This window comes from Bifidobacterium anseris (genome assembly GCF_002860345.1).
GTDB classification, from domain to species: Bacteria; Actinomycetota; Actinomycetes; order Actinomycetales; family Bifidobacteriaceae; genus Bifidobacterium; species Bifidobacterium anseris.
Window position 1 is genome coordinate 793,153 of the sequence record NZ_NMYC01000001.1, and the last position, 18,514, is coordinate 811,666.

General features: G+C 67.8%; 15 protein-coding genes. 2 read left to right on the forward strand and 13 right to left on the reverse strand.

What is annotated here, in order from left to right; genetic code table 11:
* Positions 1–65 precede the first annotated feature (65 nt).
* The 6 genes from CGZ88_RS03330 to CGZ88_RS03355 all read right to left on the reverse strand — a co-directional run bounded on the left by CGZ88_RS03330 (position 66) and on the right by CGZ88_RS03355 (position 7,001).
* The gene (locus CGZ88_RS03330; RefSeq protein WP_101671128.1) at positions 66–1,541 is read right to left on the reverse strand and encodes a proteasome accessory factor PafA2 family protein; all 1,476 of its coding nucleotides are present in this window, start codon (positions 1,539–1,541) and stop codon (positions 66–68) included.
* Positions 1,541–1,738: a ubiquitin-like protein Pup gene (locus CGZ88_RS03335; RefSeq protein WP_101671048.1), complete on the reverse strand. Its 198-nt coding sequence runs from the start codon at positions 1,736–1,738 to the stop codon at positions 1,541–1,543. The genes CGZ88_RS03330 and CGZ88_RS03335 overlap by 1 nt, the downstream gene beginning before the upstream one ends.
* Positions 1,739–1,847: 109 nt before the next feature.
* On the reverse strand, positions 1,848–2,723 hold the full coding sequence (locus CGZ88_RS03340) for an inositol monophosphatase family protein (RefSeq protein WP_026644443.1): 876 nt from the start codon (positions 2,721–2,723) through the stop codon (positions 1,848–1,850).
* 163 nt (positions 2,724–2,886) lie between these two features.
* Positions 2,887–4,515, reverse strand: coding sequence for a depupylase/deamidase Dop (gene dop, locus CGZ88_RS03345; protein WP_101671049.1), 1,629 nt, complete (start codon positions 4,513–4,515; stop codon positions 2,887–2,889).
* The gene (arc, locus tag CGZ88_RS03350) at positions 4,512–6,182 is read right to left on the reverse strand and encodes a proteasome ATPase (RefSeq protein WP_101671129.1); all 1,671 of its coding nucleotides are present in this window, start codon (positions 6,180–6,182) and stop codon (positions 4,512–4,514) included. The genes dop and arc overlap by 4 nt, the downstream gene beginning before the upstream one ends.
* A 195-nt stretch (positions 6,183–6,377) precedes the next feature.
* A complete protein-coding gene (locus tag CGZ88_RS03355) occupies positions 6,378–7,001 on the reverse strand; it encodes a DedA family protein (RefSeq protein ID WP_101671130.1) in 624 nt (207 codons plus the stop codon).
* 121 nt (positions 7,002–7,122) lie between these two features.
* Here CGZ88_RS03355 and serB point away from each other — a divergent pair, with 121 nt between their 5' ends.
* Positions 7,123–7,845: a phosphoserine phosphatase SerB gene (gene serB, locus CGZ88_RS03360; protein ID WP_026644446.1), complete on the forward strand. Its 723-nt coding sequence runs from the start codon at positions 7,123–7,125 to the stop codon at positions 7,843–7,845.
* Positions 7,846–7,990: 145 nt separating this feature from the next.
* On the opposite strand, the gene fmt is transcribed toward serB, so the two are convergent.
* The 5 genes from fmt to rpoZ all read right to left on the reverse strand — a co-directional run bounded on the left by fmt (position 7,991) and on the right by rpoZ (position 14,639).
* A complete protein-coding gene (fmt, locus tag CGZ88_RS03365) occupies positions 7,991–8,968 on the reverse strand; it encodes a methionyl-tRNA formyltransferase (protein WP_101671050.1) in 978 nt (325 codons plus the stop codon).
* Between the two features lie 123 nt (positions 8,969–9,091).
* Complete coding sequence (locus CGZ88_RS03370) at positions 9,092–11,353, reverse strand: primosomal protein N' (RefSeq protein WP_101671051.1); 2,262 nt, start codon at positions 11,351–11,353, stop codon at positions 9,092–9,094.
* A gap of 72 nt (positions 11,354–11,425) precedes the next feature.
* A complete protein-coding gene (locus tag CGZ88_RS03375; RefSeq protein ID WP_101671052.1) occupies positions 11,426–12,709 on the reverse strand; it encodes a class I SAM-dependent methyltransferase in 1,284 nt (427 codons plus the stop codon).
* A gap of 205 nt (positions 12,710–12,914) precedes the next feature.
* Positions 12,915–14,147, reverse strand: coding sequence for a methionine adenosyltransferase (metK, locus tag CGZ88_RS03380; protein WP_026644450.1), 1,233 nt, complete (start codon positions 14,145–14,147; stop codon positions 12,915–12,917).
* Positions 14,148–14,354: 207 nt separating this feature from the next.
* Complete coding sequence (gene rpoZ / locus CGZ88_RS03385) at positions 14,355–14,639, reverse strand: DNA-directed RNA polymerase subunit omega (protein WP_026644451.1); 285 nt, start codon at positions 14,637–14,639, stop codon at positions 14,355–14,357.
* Positions 14,640–14,871: 232 nt separating this feature from the next.
* Here rpoZ and ilvD point away from each other — a divergent pair, with 232 nt between their 5' ends.
* On the forward strand, positions 14,872–16,731 hold the full coding sequence (ilvD, locus tag CGZ88_RS03390) for a dihydroxy-acid dehydratase (RefSeq protein ID WP_026644452.1): 1,860 nt from the start codon (positions 14,872–14,874) through the stop codon (positions 16,729–16,731).
* Between the two features lie 108 nt (positions 16,732–16,839).
* Here the strand turns inward: ilvD and gmk are convergent, their stop codons facing one another.
* On the reverse strand, positions 16,840–17,448 hold the full coding sequence (gene gmk / locus CGZ88_RS09095) for a guanylate kinase (RefSeq protein ID WP_026644453.1): 609 nt from the start codon (positions 17,446–17,448) through the stop codon (positions 16,840–16,842).
* 156 nt (positions 17,449–17,604) lie between these two features.
* A complete protein-coding gene (gene pyrF / locus CGZ88_RS09100) occupies positions 17,605–18,510 on the reverse strand; it encodes an orotidine-5'-phosphate decarboxylase (RefSeq protein WP_026644454.1) in 906 nt (301 codons plus the stop codon).
* Positions 18,511–18,514: the final 4 nt, after the last annotated feature.

Genomic DNA, 18,514 nt, shown 5'->3' on the forward strand with positions numbered 1-18,514 from the left:
CGGTTCTCCTGTGCCATCAAGCACATCGAATATACACTCAGACGGCCGCGTCACCCTCCCCTGTATCACCCGGCGGCATCGACGAGTGCGAGCAGCTGTGCATACCGCTCGTCGCCGACGGCGTCGAATGGGTCGAGGATCATGACCTCGTCCTTGACCGGTTCGGTGAGCCGCAGCTGCGTCCAGTCGCACGACCATGTCACCGGCGCGGCCTCAGCATGGTCGACGAAGGCGCCGCGCAGCACGGCGCGCGTGCCTGCAGGCGGCGTCGTCACGGCCGCCTCGATCTGCGCGTCGTCGCACAATGTGCGCATCATGCCGTGCCGCGTCAATGAATCGAACAACGCGCCATTGGCGATGTCGTGGTAGTCGAGGTCGAGCTGCGCAAGCCGCATCGGGTCGACGGTGCCGCGGGCGGCCAGACGCGCGGCGAAGCGCCGCTTGCATGCCCAGTCGGCACGGTCGGCGAGCGATTCCGCGCCGTCATCGCCATCATCGTCGCCATCGTCGAGCGCGTTGAGGCCACGTCCCCAATCGCCGAGCACGTCGTCGAGCGTCGTGAGCGGGTCGCCGGCGAGGGACGCGGCGACCTCGTCGCGTCGCGCGTCGACGAAATGCAGCACCGCGCCGAGCACGCGCCGCTGCAACGCGAGCGGGCTCGTCGTCGTGCCGTCGGCGAGCCGCAGCGTCGCGCGGGCACCGTCGGTGTCGACGGCGAGGTTCGCCTCGACCGGGTCGGCGAGCGCAATCGATTCGAGTCCGGTGGGTGCCGCATGCCGTGCGCCCCATTCCATCAGGCACAGCACGAGATGCGTCGTCGCGAGCTTCATCATCGTCGCCCACTGCGAACGGTTCGAATCGCCGATGATGACGTGCAGGCGGCGGAAGGATTCGGGGTCGGCATGCGGCTCGTCGCGCGTGTTGATCATCGGCCGCGAGCGCGTCGTCGCCGATGAGACGGTCTCGTCGACGAAGGCGGCGCGCTGCGTGACGTGCCAGTATGCACCGTCGAAGCGGCCGGCGCCGGTGAAAATCTGGCGGGTGATGAGGAACGGCAACAACTGTGTTTCGATCTGCGTGAGCGCGACGCCGCGGCGCACGAGGTAGTTCTCATGGCAGCCGAAGGAGTGGCCGGCGCTGTCCGCGTTGTTCTTGAACAAGTGGACCGTCGCGTGCTCGCCGTGCGTTTCGCGCAGACGCCGCTGCGCGTCGAGCGCCATGTCGCGCATGATCCGCTCGCCGGCGGCGTCAGCAAGCGTCGCGTCGCCGGGCGTGCGCGCCTCGGCGGTCGCGTATTCGGGATGCGCGCCGACGTCGAGGTAGATCCGTGAGCCGTTCGTCAGGTAGGTGTTCGTCGAGCGTACGCGACGCATGATCGGCTGGAACATCATCATCGCGACCTGTCCGGCGTCGCACGGGCGCGATGCGCCGGTGACGCTCACGCCGTATTCGGTTTCGATGCCAAAGATGCGCGCAAAGTCGTCGACATGCGTCGACGCGCCGGCGTGGCCGCGGTTGCCGCTGTCATGCAGCTGCGGCATCACTGGCCGCCCTTCTGCACGAAGCCGTTGACGTATTCCTCGGCGTTAGTTTCGAGCACCTCCTCGATGTCGTCGAGGATTGCGTCGAGGTCGTCAATCGCGGCGTAGGCGCCCGTCTCCTGCGTGCGGAGCGCCGCGTCGGCAGCCGCCGTCTGGTCGTCATGCGTGTGTGCTGTGTTGCGCTGTTCCTGTGGCATCGTCGTTCCTCCGGTGCAGGTCGTCGTTGTAGGCGAATCATCGATATGTGATTGCCAGACTACTGCATTAGAGCGGACGATGGTAGCGGCAGCGTCGTCGTCGACGTCGCTACTGCGCGTTGTCGGAAGGCTGCGCGTTGTCCCAGGACTCGACGAGGTAGGGCTTGAGGTCATCGAGGATGAGACCGTTCGTCGCAACGAGGTTGTTCTCGCTGCGCCAGTGAATCAGGTCGCCGCGCCAGTTGCTCAGCTGGCCCTGCGCCTCCCACAGCACGACGGCACCGGCGGAGAGCGCCGGGACGTCCCATTTGTGCAGATGCGGCTCGAAGTAGGCGTCGTAGGTACCGTCGGCGACCTTGCACAGGTCGAGCGACGACGGACCGACGCGCTTCATGTCGGCGGGGCGTCCAGCGATGTCGGCGACGACCTTGAGCGCGTGGCGCGCCTCGTCGGATTTGAACGACATGCCGAAGCCGATGACCGAGCCGTCGAGGCTGCTCGTCGTCGACGGCATGATCTTCTCGCGTTTCTCGCCGAGCGGCGTCGCGCGCATGCGGATCGCGCCGCTGCGGCGCGCGGCGATGTAGGTCAGCTGCAGCGCCGGGGCGTGCACGACGCCGAGGATCGGCTGCGCGGAGCCGAACTCGTTGAATTCGAACAGCGAGACGGTGACCGACCATTCGGCCATGTTGCGCGTGTAGTTGATGACGCCGTCGATGCCGCCGATGCACCAGTAGCGGTCCCCCGCATGCCATTCGTCGCTGCGTTCGTCCCAGCGGCCGTTGAACGGGTCCACATAGGTGAGGCGGTTGTAGATGAACTGGCTGAGGCGGCCGTCCAGTTCGAGCCCGCGCGAATAGTCGCGTGCCGCCGCGCTCACCTCGGTCAGGCTCCGTGGCGTCACCTGGTTGCTGAGCGCGTGTTTGCCGGCGTCCTGAGCGATGCGGGCGACCTGCATCGCCAGGTCGCGCAGTTCCATCGTCATCGTGCCCGTCCTCGTTTCTCGTCGGTTGCGTCCTCGGGGCGCGCCGGCGTGTTCACGTCGGCCGTCGCGTCCCGCCGGCATCGCTTCGATACGGCGTCGGCCATGATGTCGGGACGCAACGACGACCGAAATAAGTATAACGTTTGCATAGCCGCTCCAGCCATCATACCGCACGCCTGCCACCGTCGTCGCACGCGGCGTCGACCGGCGCGCCACCGAGCGCGCGCAGGGCCTGCCATGCGTCGTCCGCATCGGCGAGCGCGTCGGTGCAGGCCTCTTGCGTAAAGGCGCGCGGATCGCTCATGTCGAGCGTCCACTGCCTGCCGTCGGCGTCGTCGCGCGTCGTGACACGCGTCCACGATACGGCGCGCAGCTGCTGGGGCCATCGGCGCACAAGCGTTCCGCGGAGCCACGCGCGCGTGTCCACGGGCGGCTCGCCCACGGCGGCGGCGATCTCCTCGTCGCTCGCCGTGCGTTCGGTGCGCGACCTCACCTTCGCATAGATCGATTCGGACTCGTCGAGGCTCGCCCAGCGCAGGTCGATCGCCTGCAGCCGCGGATCAGCCAACGCCTGATCGAACGATTCGCTCGGGTGCAGCCTGCGGCGCATCCCCTCGACGATCTGCCATTTGCACAGCCATTCAAGGCGGCTCGCCTCGGCAGACGACTGCAAACGTTCGCCGTCGTCGGCGTGGCGCATGGCGGCCACGTCAAGCAGCGCCTGCTTCCACATCGCCATGACCGAGCGCGTCTCGCGATCCGGCCACACCGGCTCGCCGCGCGTGTCGGTGCCGTGGACGGCGGCGGCCGTCTCGTAGACGAGCGCGCTGAGCATGACCTGGATCTGCCACGCCGTCATCGTGCCGCCGTGCGCCATCGCGAGCGGCTCGGCGAGCGTCAGGTCGTGCGAGACGCGGTGCATCGCGTCGACCGGGTCGTCGAGCCGCAGTTCCTCGAGGCGTGCGGCGACGTCGATGCCGGCTTCGTCGGCGTGCTCGAGCGTCCACAGCAGCATGCTCGTCGTGCCGAGCTTGAGCACGCGCGGCACGTCCATGCGGTTCGCGTCGCCGACGATGACGTGCAGCCGGCGCATGTCGGCGGGCGCGTGCGACTCGTCTCGCGTGTTGACGATCGGACGGTCGAAGGTCGTCTGCAGCGCGACCTGCATATGAAAATAATCAGCGCGCTGGCTCAGTTGGTAGCCCGGCCGCTCGCCGCGTTCGCCCAGACCGATCCTGCCCGAGCCGGTGTACTGCTGGCGCGTGATGAAATGCGCCGTCATCATCGCCGCGGTCGTGTCGAAGGGCACGTCGCGGCGCATCAGATAGTTCTCGTGCGAACCCCAGCTCGCGCCCTTGCCGTCGACGTTGTTGCGGTAGAGCCGCAGCGTGCCGTCCTCGTGTCCCTCGGCGTTCGCGCATGAGGCGGCGCGGCGCATCAGCACGTCGCCCGCCGTGTCGTAAACGACCGCCGTGAACGGGTCGTCGGTCTCCGGCGACGAGTATTCGGGATGCGCATGGTCGACGTAGAGCCTGCCGCCGTTGGCGGCGAGCACGTTCGTGATCTGCGGCTGCGGCTCGTCGGTGAGCATCTCCGGGCGCGCGGCGGCGCGTTCAAGGCGCTGGCCGCGCATGTCGTTGATCGGGTCCTCCTGACGGTAGTCCCAGCGGATGGTGCGCGCCGCCTCGTCGCCGGCGCCGGCGATGACGTCGAAGGACCACTGCACCGGGTTGCCGCGATCCGCCATAACCGCGTACTCCGTCTCGGTGCCGATCACCCTGCGCACGCTCATGCGCGCCCCCTTCCCCGGTCCGACCCGTCGCCGGCGCCGCCGTCGTTGTTGCTGACGTTGTCATTGTTGATGTCGTCATCATTGTTGGTGCCGTCGTTGTCGACGACATCATCGTCGCGCCGCAGTTCGACGACGTGGCCATCGCCGAGCGCGTTGACCTTCGCCCATTGCACGGCGTCGATGCCGCCGAGCGTGTCGCGCACCGAACGATGCTCGTCGTCCACGGCCGCCACGATCATCGCGGCGTCGAGTGCGACGGTCTCGCCGCTTCCGACGCTCGCCTTGACGGCCGCCGTCTTCGCACGATCGACGATGTTGCGCAGCATCGCGCCGGAGACGACGTCGGCGAGGTCGAGCGGGCGGCTCGAGCCGTCATCGAGCACGGCACGACCGAGCCTGCGCGCGCCGTCGCGCCGGTAGACGTCGTCGACGAGCGTGCGCGCGAGCGCAGCCGCGTCGACGCCGTCGGCGTACGGCAGCCGCGGCGTCAGATAACGCGCCGTGATCGCGAGCGCGGCATCCCTGTCGGGACGGTCGACACGGATCTTGACGTCGAGCCTGCCAGGGCGCAGCACGGCCGGGTCGATCATGTCGACGCGGTTCGACGCGCCGATGACGATGACGTTGTCGAGCCGTTCGACGCCGTCGAGTTCGGCGAGGAACTGCGGCACGATCGTCGTCTCGACGTCCGAGGAGACGCCCGAGCCGCGCGTGCGCAGCAGCGCGTCCATCTCGTCGATGAAGACGATGACGGCCTGTCCCGAGGCGGCGCGTTCGCGCGCGCGGTCGAACAGCAGGCGGATGAGGCGTTCGGATTCGCCGACGTATTTGTTGAGCAGCTCGGGGCCTTTGACGGCGAGGAAGACGCCGCGCGCGCCGTCGCCGGCGAGTTCGTGCGCGATCGCCTTCGCGATGAGCGTCTTGCCGTTGCCGGGCGGCCCGTACAGCAGCACGCCCTTGGGCGGCGTCAGCCCGTAGGCGGCATACAGGTCGCGATGTTCGAACGGCAGCTGCACGGCGTCGCGGATGCGCGCGATCTGCGCGTCGAGGCCGCCGATGTCGGCGAAGGAGACGTCCGGAGCCTCCTCGAGCAGCAGCTGCGCCGTGTCCTCGCGCGGCACCATCGCCACGGCGAAACGGTTCGACGGGTCGACGACGACACGGTCGGCGCACGTCAGGCGCGCGTCGCGCAGATCATGGGCGCGGCGCACGAGACGACGGTCGCCGGAGGCGTCGACGATGATGACGCGTCCGTCGTCGAGCACGTCGTCGACGGCGCGCACGGCTCCGACGGTCTCGGCTGCGGCGGTCGCGACGACGACGAGGTTCTCGTCGAGCAGCAGCGTCATACCCGGCTCGAGTCGCGCGGCGTCGACCTGCGCGGCCACCGGCACGATCATGCGGCGCGCACCGTGCATCACCTCGACGCTCGCGTGGCGCACACCGTGGTCGTCGCTCGCGCATTCGTGCAGCCGCAGCATCGTCGCGAAACCCAGCGGGGGTCTGGTGAACTGCTCGAGTTGTGATTTCGCCTTGGCGAGCTCGTCGGTCGCGCGCCGAAGGGCGGCCGCGAGCGCGTGGTTCTTCGCCTGCAGCCGGTCGGCGTACGCGGCGAGCGCCTCGGGGGAATCGGCGGCGGGACCGCCGGAAACGTATGGATCGTGCATCGTCCACCTCGCCATGCGCTTCATCGGATGCTTCCCACGCGCGGTGCGGACGGTTCCGGCGCAGCGCATGACGAAAAAACGGCCGGACGGCGTCCTTCGCCGCATCGGGTGTCGCCCCGTGAGGCGACACAAGCCCAAGTGTAGCGGAAGAGCGCCGTCCGGCCCTGACTTCAACGCGTAGCGCGTACCGTCATGCTACCCGTCGGAGCGTGTTGCGCGGCGCTCGCGTATCAGATTGCGAATCCATCGTGCGCCGAAGAAGAGGAGGACGGCGGCGAAGACGACGATGATGACGTCCTCGAACACGTTGAGCACGCCGAGGATCGAGCACCAGCGGTCGCCGAGCATGTATCCGGCGGTGACGAGCACGGTGTTCCACACGGCCGAACCGAGGAAGGTCCACAGTGAGAACTGCGCGAAGTTCATGCGGTTGAAGCCGGCCGGGATTGAGATGAGCGAACGGACGACCGGGATGACGCGGCCGAGCAGCACCGACCAGGTGCCGTATTTCGTGAACCAGCGGTTCGCCTTGTCGACGTCGCCGCGGCTGACGCCGGGGATGCGGTCGGCGGCGCGGTGGATGCGGTGCAGGCCGAACCAGCGGGCGATGCCGTAGAGCGCCCATGCGCCGAGCAGCGAACCCATCGTCGCCCACAGGATCGCGGCGACCAGTCCCATGCTGCCGCGCGCCGCCGTGAATCCGGCGAGCGGCAGGATGATCTCGCTCGGGATCGGCGGGAAGATCGATTCGAGCGCGATCGCGAGCGCGACGCCGACTCCGCCGACCGTCTCCATGAGCTGCACGAGCCATGCGGTCATCGAGCCGATGAGGCCGTCCGAGCTCGTCGCGCACTGCAGCTGCTCGTCGAGCGGAATCTGGGAGAGAATCATCGAAAAACGCATTGCACCATTGTCCCAACGTTTTTCGACAATCGTCACTATGAGCCCAACACCTTTGCAAATCCTTGACGATACGGCCGATGAGGACACGGCCTCCATGCCTGCGGCCGACGCGCCCACGCTGCGTCGCCCCGGCCTGCTCGTCATGGACGTCGACTCCACACTGATCGACGAGGAGGTCATCGACGAGCTCGGCGAGGCCGCGGGCGTCGGCGAACGCATCAGCGCGGTGACGGCGCGCGCGATGAACGGTGAACTCGATTTCGCGCAGGCGCTCGACGCGCGCGTCGCACTGCTCGAAGGACTGCCTGTGTCGATCTTCGACGACGTGTACCGCAGGCTGCATTTCACGAACGGCGCGCTCGAGCTCATCGACGAGCTGCACGCGCACGGCTGGAAGGTCGGCGTCGTCTCCGGCGGATTCCATGAGATCGTCGACCGGCTCGCCGAGTCGGCCGGACTCGACTACCGCATCGCGAACCGGCTCGAGGTGGACGACATGTCGCGCACACTCACCGGACGCGTCGCCGGGCCGATCGTCACGAAGGACGTCAAACTGCGCGCGATGCGCCGGTGGGCGGCGGACAACGGCATCGACGCGGACCAGACGATCGCCGTCGGCGACGGCGCGAACGACCTGCCGATGATCGGCGAGGCGGCGCTCGGCATCGCGTTCTGCGCGAAGCCGGCCGTGCGCCGCGCCGCGCCGCATACGATCGACGAACGCGACCTGACGCGTGTCCTTGGCTATCTGCGGCGCTGACGCGCGATTCCAATCGACATACAGTTCGATGTACAGTCGATTCGATATATATACGACGCGGCCGGCGGCACCGATCAAGTGCCGCCGGCCGCGTCATGTTTCACGCGTGTTCTACGGCTGCATGTCGCGCAGCCGCTCGATGTCCTCAGTCGAGGAACGCGCCGGGTCCCAGATGCGCGCCGCGCGCCCATTCGGCCGCGCCCATCTCCTTCTTGCCTTGCGCCTTGACGAGCTGCAGCTCGAGTGCCTCGGTGCTCGTGCCGACCCACACATGATGTTTCGTGGCGCGCAGCTCACCGGGCTTGAGGTCGTCGGGGACCTCGACGCTTTCGCGCAACTCGGCGTTCGCCGGCAACGCCTTCGTCACATGCAGCGTCGTCGGCGCGAGCGCGTCGCCCTGCACATGCAGGTCGCACCATGCGCCCGGCAGCGGCGTGCAGGCGCGGATCTGGCGGTCGAGCGCGAAGACGGGCACGTCGAAGCGCATGTGCGCGTCGTCGTGAGAGATCTTCGCGGCCACTTCGAAGGCGCCGGCCGGCTGTTCGACCGGCGTGATCTGGCCTTCGGCCATGCCTTCGAGCGAGGCGGCGAGCAGATGCGCGCCGTCCTCGGCGAGACGGTCGAGCAGTTCGCCGGCGTTCTCATGCGCGCCGATCTCGACCGTCGACTGCGCGAGCACCGGACCTTCGTCCATGCCCTTCGTGACGCGGAACACCGACGCGCCGGTCACCGATTCGCCCGCCCAGATCGCGCGCTGCACCGGGGCGGCGCCGCGCCACTGCGGCAGCAGCGAGAAATGCAGGTTGTACCAGCCCAGCGGCAGCGCCTCGAGCACCGGCTCCTTGAGGATCCTGCCGTAGGCGACAATCGCGGCGGCTTCGGCGCCGGTCGCCTTGAGCGCCGAAAGGAAGGCCTCCTCGTTCGGATCGCATTCCATGACCGGCAGCCCCAGTTCGAGCGCGGCCATCTTTACCGGGCTCGGCATGAGTTTGCGGCCGCGTCCGGTCGGCGCATCGGGGCGCGTGAGCACGGCGACTACCTCGAAATGCTCGGTGTCCTTCGCCAACGTCCTCAACGAGGGCACCGCCACCTCCGGCGTGCCCGCAAACAGTACTCGCAGCATCCTCACGTTCTCCTTGTTCGTTGTCCATCCATATCCATGACGTCGTCATCGCGGCGCCGCCGGTCGTCCCCCCATCGTAGTCGACGAGGCCGGCACGCGAGGCGTGTCGCCGTGAGCTGAGCGTCACAGCAGGTCTTTGGGATCGACGCGGAACCGAAGTTCGCCGAATTCGCGCGCCGCGACGTGCGTGGCGACGGCGGTGCGCAGCCGCGCCGCCAGTTCGGCGCGCCGCGCGTGCGCAACGAGGACAACGGCCCTGACGCGGTCGCGCATCTGCTCGAGTTCGCGCGAGTCGACGGTGCGTTCCGGTGGAATCGGCACCGGGCCGAGCACCGCCGGGAACTCGTCGTCGCCCAGCCGCAGTCTCGCCCAGTCGCCGTCGCCGACGACGCCGATGCGCCGCAGCGCCTCGGCGACAGCGTTGCGCTGCCCCCACACGCAGGCGGCGCTCACGACCGGCGGCAGCCCCGCCTCGCGCCGCTGCGCGAGTTCGGCGGCGGCGAGCATGCGTGAATCCCACATCATCAGCGACTGCGCGATCACCGGATCGGTCTCGCCGATGAGCAGTCCCGCTCCCCCGTCGGCGCGCGGCGCGCACAGCGCCATCGCACGCATCCAGTCGCGCAGCACGTCGATGTATGCGTCGATGTTCTGCCGGTACAGGCTCGTCCACGCGTCGAGGATCGCGACGGCGCGGTAGGCGCCGGCGCGCACGCGCGGCTCCGCTCCGGGCGTCGCGATGACGATTGCCGGCGCGTCGGCGACCTGCTCGATGACGCCTTGCGGCTGATGCGGGCTCGACAGGATCATCGGTACGCCGCGGAAGAGCCCCTGCAGTTCCTGCGCGGTGCCGGCGGCACCCACGCGCACGACGCGCATGCGATCGCCGCCGCAATGCGGGCAGTGCCAATCGACGGCCGGCGCGCCGCACCAGCGGCAGCGCGGCGTCGCGTTTGCTCCGACGCGTTCGAGTGGCCCGGTGCAGCGCAGACAACGCGCCTGCCGCAGACAGCGCGCGCACACGAGCGATTCGCTGATGCCGTCGGAGGGAATCGAAAACAGGACGGGACCGTGCTCGAGCGCGCCCGACAGCACGCGCACGGCGGTGTGCGGCACGCGAGCGCCGATGCTCGGATCGGCGAGCCTGGCCAGTTCGTCGCGGTTGAGCCAGCGCACCGGCGGCGCGGTGGCACGTGCGACGTCGCGGTACGGCACGATTGCCGTGCTCGGCCCGCTCACGGCGACCGGCATCGCCGTCGTATCCTCGCATTCCCATTGGCTGAGCACGCTGCGCGCATACGCCATTGCGACGAAGACGCCGTCGTGCAACCGCGCGCGCAGCCGGCACACGCCGCGCGCGTTCGCGTATGGCATCAGCCCGTCCGCGTACTGGTAGGCGCCGTCGTCGAGCACGGCGAACAGCACGGGTCCCGACACCGGCGCGTACATCGCCGCGCGCGTGCCGACGACGCAGCGCACGCGCCCCGAGGAGACGGCGAGGTAGGAACGGTAGCGTTCGGCCGGCCCGAGCGATCCGCTGAGCACGGCCACGTCGCCGGCCCACGTATCGCCGTCGGGCGCGAAGGCGGACAGTCCGGTGCCTTCGAGCGCGCGCATGAGCTCCCACACCTCGCGCATCGACGGCATGACGAGCACCGCCGACGTGCCGTGCGCGAGCGCCGACGCCGCCATCCACGCGAGGTCGTCGATGGCCGAGCCGGCGACGGCGTCGACGACGAAGGATTGGAAACGGCCCGCGCCGAGCGCGTCGGCGAGGACGTGCGCCTGCTCGTAGCGGCGCGCGAAGTCGGCGCGCATCGCGACGACGGCGGCCGCGCGGGCGTTGTCGATCGATGGGACGTCGGATTGCGTGGCATCGGTTGGTGTGTCGTCGGGCTGCGTGACGACGTCTTGCGCAGCGGCGAACTGTGCAGCGGCGAACTGTGCCATCTCCTTGTCTACGGCGGCGATGCGCTGCGGCAGCGCGACGCGCACGATATTCGCGCATGTGCCGCCGTATGCGTCGGCGATCGCGGCGACGTCGCGGCGCATCTCGTCGCCCATGACGACGCCGCTGAGCACGCGTTCAATGTAGCGCAGCGCCGACGCGTCGGTGTCGCTGTGCTCGACGCGTTCCCAGATGATGCCGGAGACACGCTGGCCGCCGAAACGCACGCGCACGAGGCAGCCGGGACGCGCCGCGTCGTCGAGGCGTTCGTCGATCAGATAGTCGAAGCAGCGTCCCAGATGGGTGGCCTGGATGTCGAGGACGACGCGCGCGACCGGCAGCTGCGCGGCCGGCGTATGGGTCGCCTTGCCGCGCGTGCGCCGCGTGCGCGGCTGCATGCCGTCGAAGGTCGGCTGCATCGCTTCGCTCATGCTCATGATTCCCAGTGTAACGGCCGTCTCGGCGTCCGGATCGGCGGCCGCCGGCTCAGTGGATCTGCTGAATCCGTCTCAGTGGCGGGGCCACCACGGGCGCAGCGGATAGACGTCGGTGCCGTTCGCCTGCGGCTTGACGGCGAGGAACTGGTGCACCTGGATGTTGTTCATCTCGAAGTTGTAGGCGCAGCCGGCCATGTACAGGCCCCACAGGCGTGCCTTCGGCGCGCCGACGAGGCGGACGGCCTCGTCCCAGTGCGCGACGAGGTTCTCGTTCCAGCGGTGCAGAGTCAGCGCGTAGTGCTGGCGCAGGTTCTCCTGGTTGACGACCTCGAAGCCGGTGTCCTGGATAACCATCTCGATCTCGGCCGGGCTTGACAGTTCGCCGTCGGGGAAGATGTAGCGGTCGATGAACTCGCCCGCCTTCTTGCCCTGATGCGAGTTGCAGCGCGTGATCTGGTGGTTGAGCAGCATCGCGCCCGGCTTGAGCTTGTCGTAGATCTCCTTGAAATACGCCGGATAGTGCCTGTGGCCGACGTGCTCCATCATGCCGATCGAGCAGATCGCGTCGAAATCGCCTTCGGGCACGTCGCGGTAGTCCATCAGGCGCACCTCGGCGAGGTCCTCGAGGCCCTCGCGCCTGATCCAGCGCTGCGCCCATTCGACCTGCTCTTCGGAGAGCGTGACACCGAGCACGCGGATGCCGCGTCTGGCGGCCTCGATCTCCATCGATCCCCAGCCGCAGCCGATGTCGAGTAGGCGCGAGCCCGGCCGGAGCGCAAGCTTGTCGAGGATGAGGTCGAGCTTGGCCTTCTGCGCGGCCTCGAGCGACGTGTCCGGCGAGTCGAAGACGGCGCAGGTGTAGGTCATCGACGGACCGAGGAACAGCGCGTAGAAATCATTCGACTGGTCGTAGTGGTAGCTGACGGTCGCCGCGTCGCCGGCCTTCGAATGCGGCAGCAGACCTTCGGTCAGACGGCGCAGCCTGCCGGGGCCCTCGATGGTCGGCGGCGCGGGACGCCGGATGCCGTGGGAGGCGATCGACGCGAGCGCATGCGCGAGCTGCGCCGGGTTCGGCGTGCGCAGATACGGCTTGACGGCCACGAGGTCGCCGAACAGGCGGTAGGGGTCGCCCGGCACGAGCTGCGGCGAGTCGATGTCGCCTTGCAGATAAGCGCGCGCCAGCCCGAGTTCGCCGGGCGCGTTGACGAGATGGTAGACGGCCCGCGAATTGTTCACGGTGAGCGTGACCGGCGCGTCCGGGTCGCCGAAGCTCGAACCGTCGAAGGCGGTCACATGAATCGGCGCGTCCGGTTTGACGAAGAGCCCCACCATCTGCGCGACGGTCATCGATGCCATTGTTCGTTCCTCCTCATATACGCTCTGCACGCGTGCGGCCGCACGGTATGTTTCCGGCCACGTGCGGCCGCACGATGCCGGTTGTTCCGGCGACCATTGGTCCCAGCTTGTTCCAGCAGTCTATCCAAGCGAGGTTGCCGGGCCGTTCAGCTGCCGGTAAAACCGACGGGACGCCATCGCGGCCGATGGCGTCCCGTCATGGTGTTCACTTTCCGTCGCGTTCGGCGGCGATCGCGTCCCTGAGTGCGTCGACGCGGTTCGTCGCCTCCCACGGGAAGTCGGCGTCCTCGCGTCCGAAGTGGCCGTAGGCGGCCGTCTTCGCGTAGATCGGGCGCAGCAGGTCGAGTTCGTCGACGATCGCGGCCGGGCGCAGGTCGAAGACGCGGCGCACGGCGCGCTGGATCTGCTCGCGCGTCACGCCGTCCATCTCGGTGCCGTAGGTCTCGACGTTGATACTCACCGGGTCGGCGACGCCGATCGCGTAGGCGACCTGCACCTCGACCTTGTGCGCGAGGCTGGCTGCCACGATGTTCTTCGCGACCCAGCGGGCCGCGTAGGCGGCGGAACGGTCGACCTTGCTCGGGTCCTTGCCGGAGAACGCGCCGCCGCCGTGGTGCGCGGCGCCGCCGTAGGTGTCGACGATGATCTTGCGGCCGGTCAGGCCGGCGTCGGCGGCCGGGCCGCCCATGATGAACGAGCCGGTCGGGTTGACGAGCACACGGTAGTCGTCGTGGCGCACACGGTCGGCGAGGACCTCGTCGAGCACCGGCTTGATGACGTGTTCGTCGAGTTGCTCCTTGAGCCAGTCCTGACGCACCGACGGGTCGTGCTGCGTCGAGACGAGGACGGTGTCGAGACGCACCGGCACATCATGCTCGTCGTATTCGATCGTCACTTGCGTCTTGCCGTCGGGGCGCAGGAACGGCACCTCGCCGGACTTGCGCACGTCGGTCAGGCGCTTGGCGAGACGGTGCGCCAGATGGATCGGCAGCGGCATGAGCACGTCGGTCTCGTCGCTCGCGTAGCCGAACATGACGCCCTGGTCGCCGGCACCCTGCGCCTCGTAGCGTTCCTCGCGCGACGCGGCGCTTTCGGCCTCGCGGCTCAGCCGCGACACACCCTGGTTGATCTCGGGGCTCTGCTCGGTGATCGACACGAGCACGCCGCACGAATCAGCGTCAAGGCCCACCTCGGAGCTCGTGTAACCGATGCCGCGCACGACGGAGCGCACGATGTTCTGGATGTCGCTGTAGCCTTCGCTCGAGACTTCACCGAAGACGAAGAACTGGCCGGTCGTCGCCGAGGTCTCGACGGCGACGTGCGAATGGGGGTCCTGACGCAGCATGTCGTCGAGGATAGCGTCGGAGATCTGGTCGCAGATCTTGTCCGGGTGCCCTTCGGTCACCGATTCCGCGGAAATCAACTTGAGTTCGGCCATAAAACTCCCCTGATGCTGGTGGTGTGGGATGCGGCGGGCGCATGGGTTGGACACGTCCGCGACACATCATAGTCGCTTCGTCGCATATTAGACGACCTCCGATTTCCGATGCCGGATATTACGCGACATGGGAAACCGGAGGTCGTGTTCCGATCGGCGGTGCGGCCGAGGTCGTTCGCGGACCGTCAGCCGTGCGCCCTCATGGGATCAGTTGCCCTCGTTGAGGTCGTCCTCGCCGAGGGTCTCCTCGAGCAGGCCCTCGTTGATCTCGCGGAACGCGATCGACAGCGGCTTCTCCTGGCTCTGGTACTCGACGAGCGGGCCGACGTTCTGGAGCAGTCCCTCGTTGAGCTGCGTGAAGTAGGAATTGATCTGACGGGCGCGCTTCGCGGCGAAGATCGCCAGCGCGTACTTGGAGTCCGCGTGCTCCATCAGGTCGTCGATCGGCGGATTCGCAAGTCCGGTCGGGGTAGGCTCGGTACCGAATGCCATAGTTGAGGTCTCCAAATCACTCGCACGATGCTTGTTCAGCTTGTTCAAAACAGTCATTCTATCTCAGGGCGCAGACCCGTACACGCCCCGTGCGCAAGTCCGCCCGCCGCGCGCACCGGATCGGTTCGGCGACGTGATTCGGCGACGTACATTGTCAAGGTTCCGCGAAGATTTCCCACGATATGACCATTCGGCGGCACGCCGCTCACCCGGTGCTGTTGAATGACGTGTTATGGAAATGCGATCTGCGAAAATCATGAACGGACGAATGTTCGCCGGCGCCCGCGCGCTCTACCGCGCCGCCGGCGTCGATGGCAAGGACTTCGGCAAGCCGATCGTCGCCATCGCGAACTCCTTCGACGAGTTCGTCCCCGGTCACGTCCACCTCAACAAGGTGGGACGCCTCGTCTCCGAAGCCGTCAAGAAGGCCGGCGGCATCCCGCGCGAATTCAACACGATGGCCGTCGACGACGGCATCGCGATGGGCCACACCGGCATGCTCTACTCGCTGCCGAGCCGCGAGATCATCGCGGACACGGTGGAGTATCAGGTCAACGCGCACTGCGCCGACGCGCTCATCTGCATCTCGAACTGCGACAAGATCACACCGGGCATGCTGATGGCCGCGCTGCGCCTGAACATCCCGACCGTCTTCGTCTCCGGCGGCCCGATGGAATCGGGTACGACGGTGTTGCCCGACGGCACCGTCAAGGAGAACACCGACCTCATCGACGTCATGTACGCGTCGGCCGACGACGACATGACCGACGAGGACCTGCTCGCCTACGAGCGCACCGTCTGCCCGACCTGCGGCTCGTGCGCCGGCATGTTCACGGCGAACTCGATGAACTGCCTGACCGAGGCGATCGGCCTCGCGCTGCCCGGCAACGGTACCGTCCTCGCCTCCCATGGCTACCGCAGGCAGCTGTTCGAGCGCGCCGCACAGACCGTCGTCGACATCGCGAACCGTTACTACCACGAGGACGACGAATCCGTCCTCCCCCGTTCGATCGCGACGAAGCACGCCTTCGAGAACGCGATGACGATGGATGTGGCGATGGGCGGCTCGACGAACACGGTGCTGCATATCCTCGCGATGGCGCAGTCGGCGGACGTCGACTTCACGCTCAACGACATCGAACGCATCTCGCACACCGTCCAATGCATCTGCAAGGCCTCCCCTTCGGGCGAATGGGAGATCTCTGACGTGCACCGCGCCGGCGGCATCACCGGCATCCTCGGCGAGCTCGACCGCGCCGGCAAGCTGCACCGCGACGTGCATTCGATCGACTATCCGTCGCTCGAGGCGAAGCTCGACGACTGGGACATCATGCGCGAGACCTGCACCGACGAGGCGAAGGACTTCTTCAAGGCCGCGCCGGGACACATCGTCTCCCCCGAACCGTGGACGCACGAAACGAAGTTCGATTCGCTCGACACCGACCGCGTCGCCGGCGCGATCCACGACGTCGAGCATCCGGCGGTCACCGAGGGCGGCCTCGCCGTGCTGCGAGGCAACCTCGCCCCCGACGGCTGCGTCGTCAAGACCGCCGGCGTGCCGAAGGAGATCTGGACCTTCCGCGGCCCGGCGCTCGTCGTCGAATCGCAGGAGCAGGCCGTCGAGGTCATCCTCAACGACACGCTCAAGCCCGGCCAGGCGCTCATCATCCGCTACGAGGGTCCCAAGGGCGGCCCAGGCATGCAGGAGATGCTCTACCCGACCTCCTTCGTCAAGGGCAAGGGCATCGGCAAGGAAGTCGCGCTGATCACCGACGGCCGCTATTCGGGCGGCTCCTCGGGTCTGTCGATCGGCCATGTCGCGCCGGAGGCCGCCAGCGGCGGCACGATCGCGCTCGTCGAGGATGGCGACATCATCTCGATCGACATCCCGAACCGCACAATCAACGTCGAACTGTCCGACGAGGAGCTTGCCGGACGCCGCGCGAAGCTCGAGGCCGGCGACGGCTACGTCGCGCACCGCGACCGTCAGGTGAGCCAGGCGCTCAAGGCCTTCGCCGCCTTCGCGCGCTCCGCCGACAAGGGCGCGACGCGCGATCCGGAGCTCATCGACCGCCTGTCCGGTCTGGCCTGACCGAGGCCGCCGCGCGCATAGCAGCGGGCCCCGCCGATTCCGATGAATCCGGCGGGGCCCGCTGCTGTATCTACGTCTGTGTTGCTGTATCGGTATCGCTACTGGACTCTATTCGGCGATGCCGTATTCGTCGGCGATGATTCTCCACAATTCGTCGGCGGTGCGTTCGACGTCGCGGTTGACGATCGTCATATCGAATTCGGATTCGGCCGCCAGCTCGACCTTCGCCGTCTCGAGGCGCCGCGCCTGCTGCTCGGGCGTCTCGGTGCCGCGTCCGGCGAGGCGCCGCTTGAGCTCCTCGAAGCTCGGCGGCGCGATGAACACGGTGACGATCTCGAGTCCGAGCTCCTTCGCCCGTTCCTTGACGCGGCGCGCGCCCTGCAGATCGATCTCGAGCAGCGTCGGCGTGTTCGCGTCCAGATGCTCGCGCACCGGCGCCAGCGGCGTGCCGTAGTGCGCCATGCCATGCACGACGGCCGTTTCGAGGAACTCGCCGGCGGCTTCCTTGGCAGCGAATTCGCCTTCGTCCATGAACCAGTAGTCGACGCCGTCGCGTTCGCCGGGGCGCGGGTCGCGCGTCGTCGCCGAGACCGACACCCACACCTCAGGATGCTTGGCGAGCATCGCCGCCTCGACGGTACCCTTGCCGACCGCCGTCGGCCCGGTGAGCACGACGAGCCTGCCGCCCTTGCCGGCGTCGTTCGCCTCGTCGACGATGACCTGTGCCTGCTGCTGTTGCGAATGTCCCACGTTGCGCTTCCCGTATCTCGTTGTCATGCGACGACGCCGCCGCATGGGTTGGTCTGGTGATTGAACTGATGATTGATTGAATCGTTCTGCCGACTGTGCGCTCTGCCAACTGTGCGGCGTCGATCAGTCGAGCGTCTCCTCCATCAGCGCGAGACGCACGTCGAGCGCGATGCTTTCGGTGGCCTGGATGAGCGACTGGATGTTCGGACCGTGTTCGGCGATCGCGCGCGAGACGGTGACGAGGACGTTGCCGTGGGTGCCGCGGAACACGGTCTTCAGATCGCGCGCCTCGGCACCCTGCCAGCCGTAGCCCGGTGAGAGGATCGGCCCGGTGAAGCTCGACGGCGCCACGCCGCTTTCCTGCAGCCACTGGCCGATCGTCGCGCCGATGATCAGGCCGACTGAGCCGAGGCCCGGCGTGTCCATGTTGTATTTCTGCGCGGTGTTGGCGATGCCGTAGGCGACCGTCTGGCCTTTGTACTCACCGGTCTGGCGGATCGCCGTCTGCAGGCTCGCGCCTTCCGGATTGGACGTAAGCGACGCGATGAACACGCCGCGTCCGTTGTTGAGCGCGTCCTCGATGACTCCGCCGAGCGAACGCGCGCCATAGTACGGCAGCAACGTGATCGCGTCGGCGAGCATCGGCGCATTCGGCTTGAAGTAGGCGTCGGCGATCGCCGAGATCGTCGTCGACAGGCCGCCGTGCAGGCAGTCGACGATCGTGATGATGTCCATCTGCCGCGCGGCGAAGAGGACGCGTTCGAGCGCCGCGTAGCCGCGTGAGCCGTAGCGCTCGAACATCGAGGTCTGGAATTTGACGGCGGCCGCGCGTCCGTTGGCCGCCTGCAGCATGCGCATCGCGTAGAGTTCGGCGCCTTGCGCGTCGATGTCGTAGCCCCAGTCAGCGAGCAGCTTGCGATGCGGGTCGATGCCCACGCACAGTGGGCCGTACTGTTTCATCGAATTGCTCAGCCGCAATCCGAAATCGGATCGCAAAACAAGCTGCTCCTGCGTGCTGGGGTCGGTCATGATG

Bases quoted from the DNA above. Each gene is read 5' to 3' on its own strand.
- fmt (WP_101671050.1), bottom strand. From the start codon at position 8,968: ATGCTGCGAGTACTGTTTGCGGGCACGCCGGAGGTGGCGGTGCCCTCG.
- CGZ88_RS03355 (WP_101671130.1), bottom strand. From the start codon at position 7,001: ATGACCGCATGGCTCGTGCAGCTCATGGAGACGGTCGGCGGAGTCGGC.
- CGZ88_RS03340 (WP_026644443.1), bottom strand. From the start codon at position 2,723: ATGACGATGGAACTGCGCGACCTGGCGATGCAGGTCGCCCGCATCGCT.
- CGZ88_RS03330 (WP_101671128.1), bottom strand. From the start codon at position 1,541: ATGCCGCAGCTGCATGACAGCGGCAACCGCGGCCACGCCGGCGCGTCG.
- arc (WP_101671129.1), bottom strand. From the start codon at position 6,182: ATGCACGATCCATACGTTTCCGGCGGTCCCGCCGCCGATTCCCCCGAG.
- pyrF (WP_026644454.1), bottom strand. From the start codon at position 18,510: ATGACCGACCCCAGCACGCAGGAGCAGCTTGTTTTGCGATCCGATTTC.
- CGZ88_RS03335 (WP_101671048.1), bottom strand. From the start codon at position 1,738: ATGCCACAGGAACAGCGCAACACAGCACACACGCATGACGACCAGACG.
- serB (WP_026644446.1), top strand. From the start codon at position 7,123: ATGAGCCCAACACCTTTGCAAATCCTTGACGATACGGCCGATGAGGAC.
- CGZ88_RS03370 (WP_101671051.1), bottom strand. From the start codon at position 11,353: ATGAGCATGAGCGAAGCGATGCAGCCGACCTTCGACGGCATGCAGCCG.
- ilvD (WP_026644452.1), top strand. From the start codon at position 14,872: ATGGAAATGCGATCTGCGAAAATCATGAACGGACGAATGTTCGCCGGC.
- rpoZ (WP_026644451.1), bottom strand. From the start codon at position 14,639: ATGGCATTCGGTACCGAGCCTACCCCGACCGGACTTGCGAATCCGCCG.
- dop (WP_101671049.1), bottom strand. From the start codon at position 4,515: ATGAGCGTGCGCAGGGTGATCGGCACCGAGACGGAGTACGCGGTTATG.
- CGZ88_RS03375 (WP_101671052.1), bottom strand. From the start codon at position 12,709: ATGGCATCGATGACCGTCGCGCAGATGGTGGGGCTCTTCGTCAAACCG.
- metK (WP_026644450.1), bottom strand. From the start codon at position 14,147: ATGGCCGAACTCAAGTTGATTTCCGCGGAATCGGTGACCGAAGGGCAC.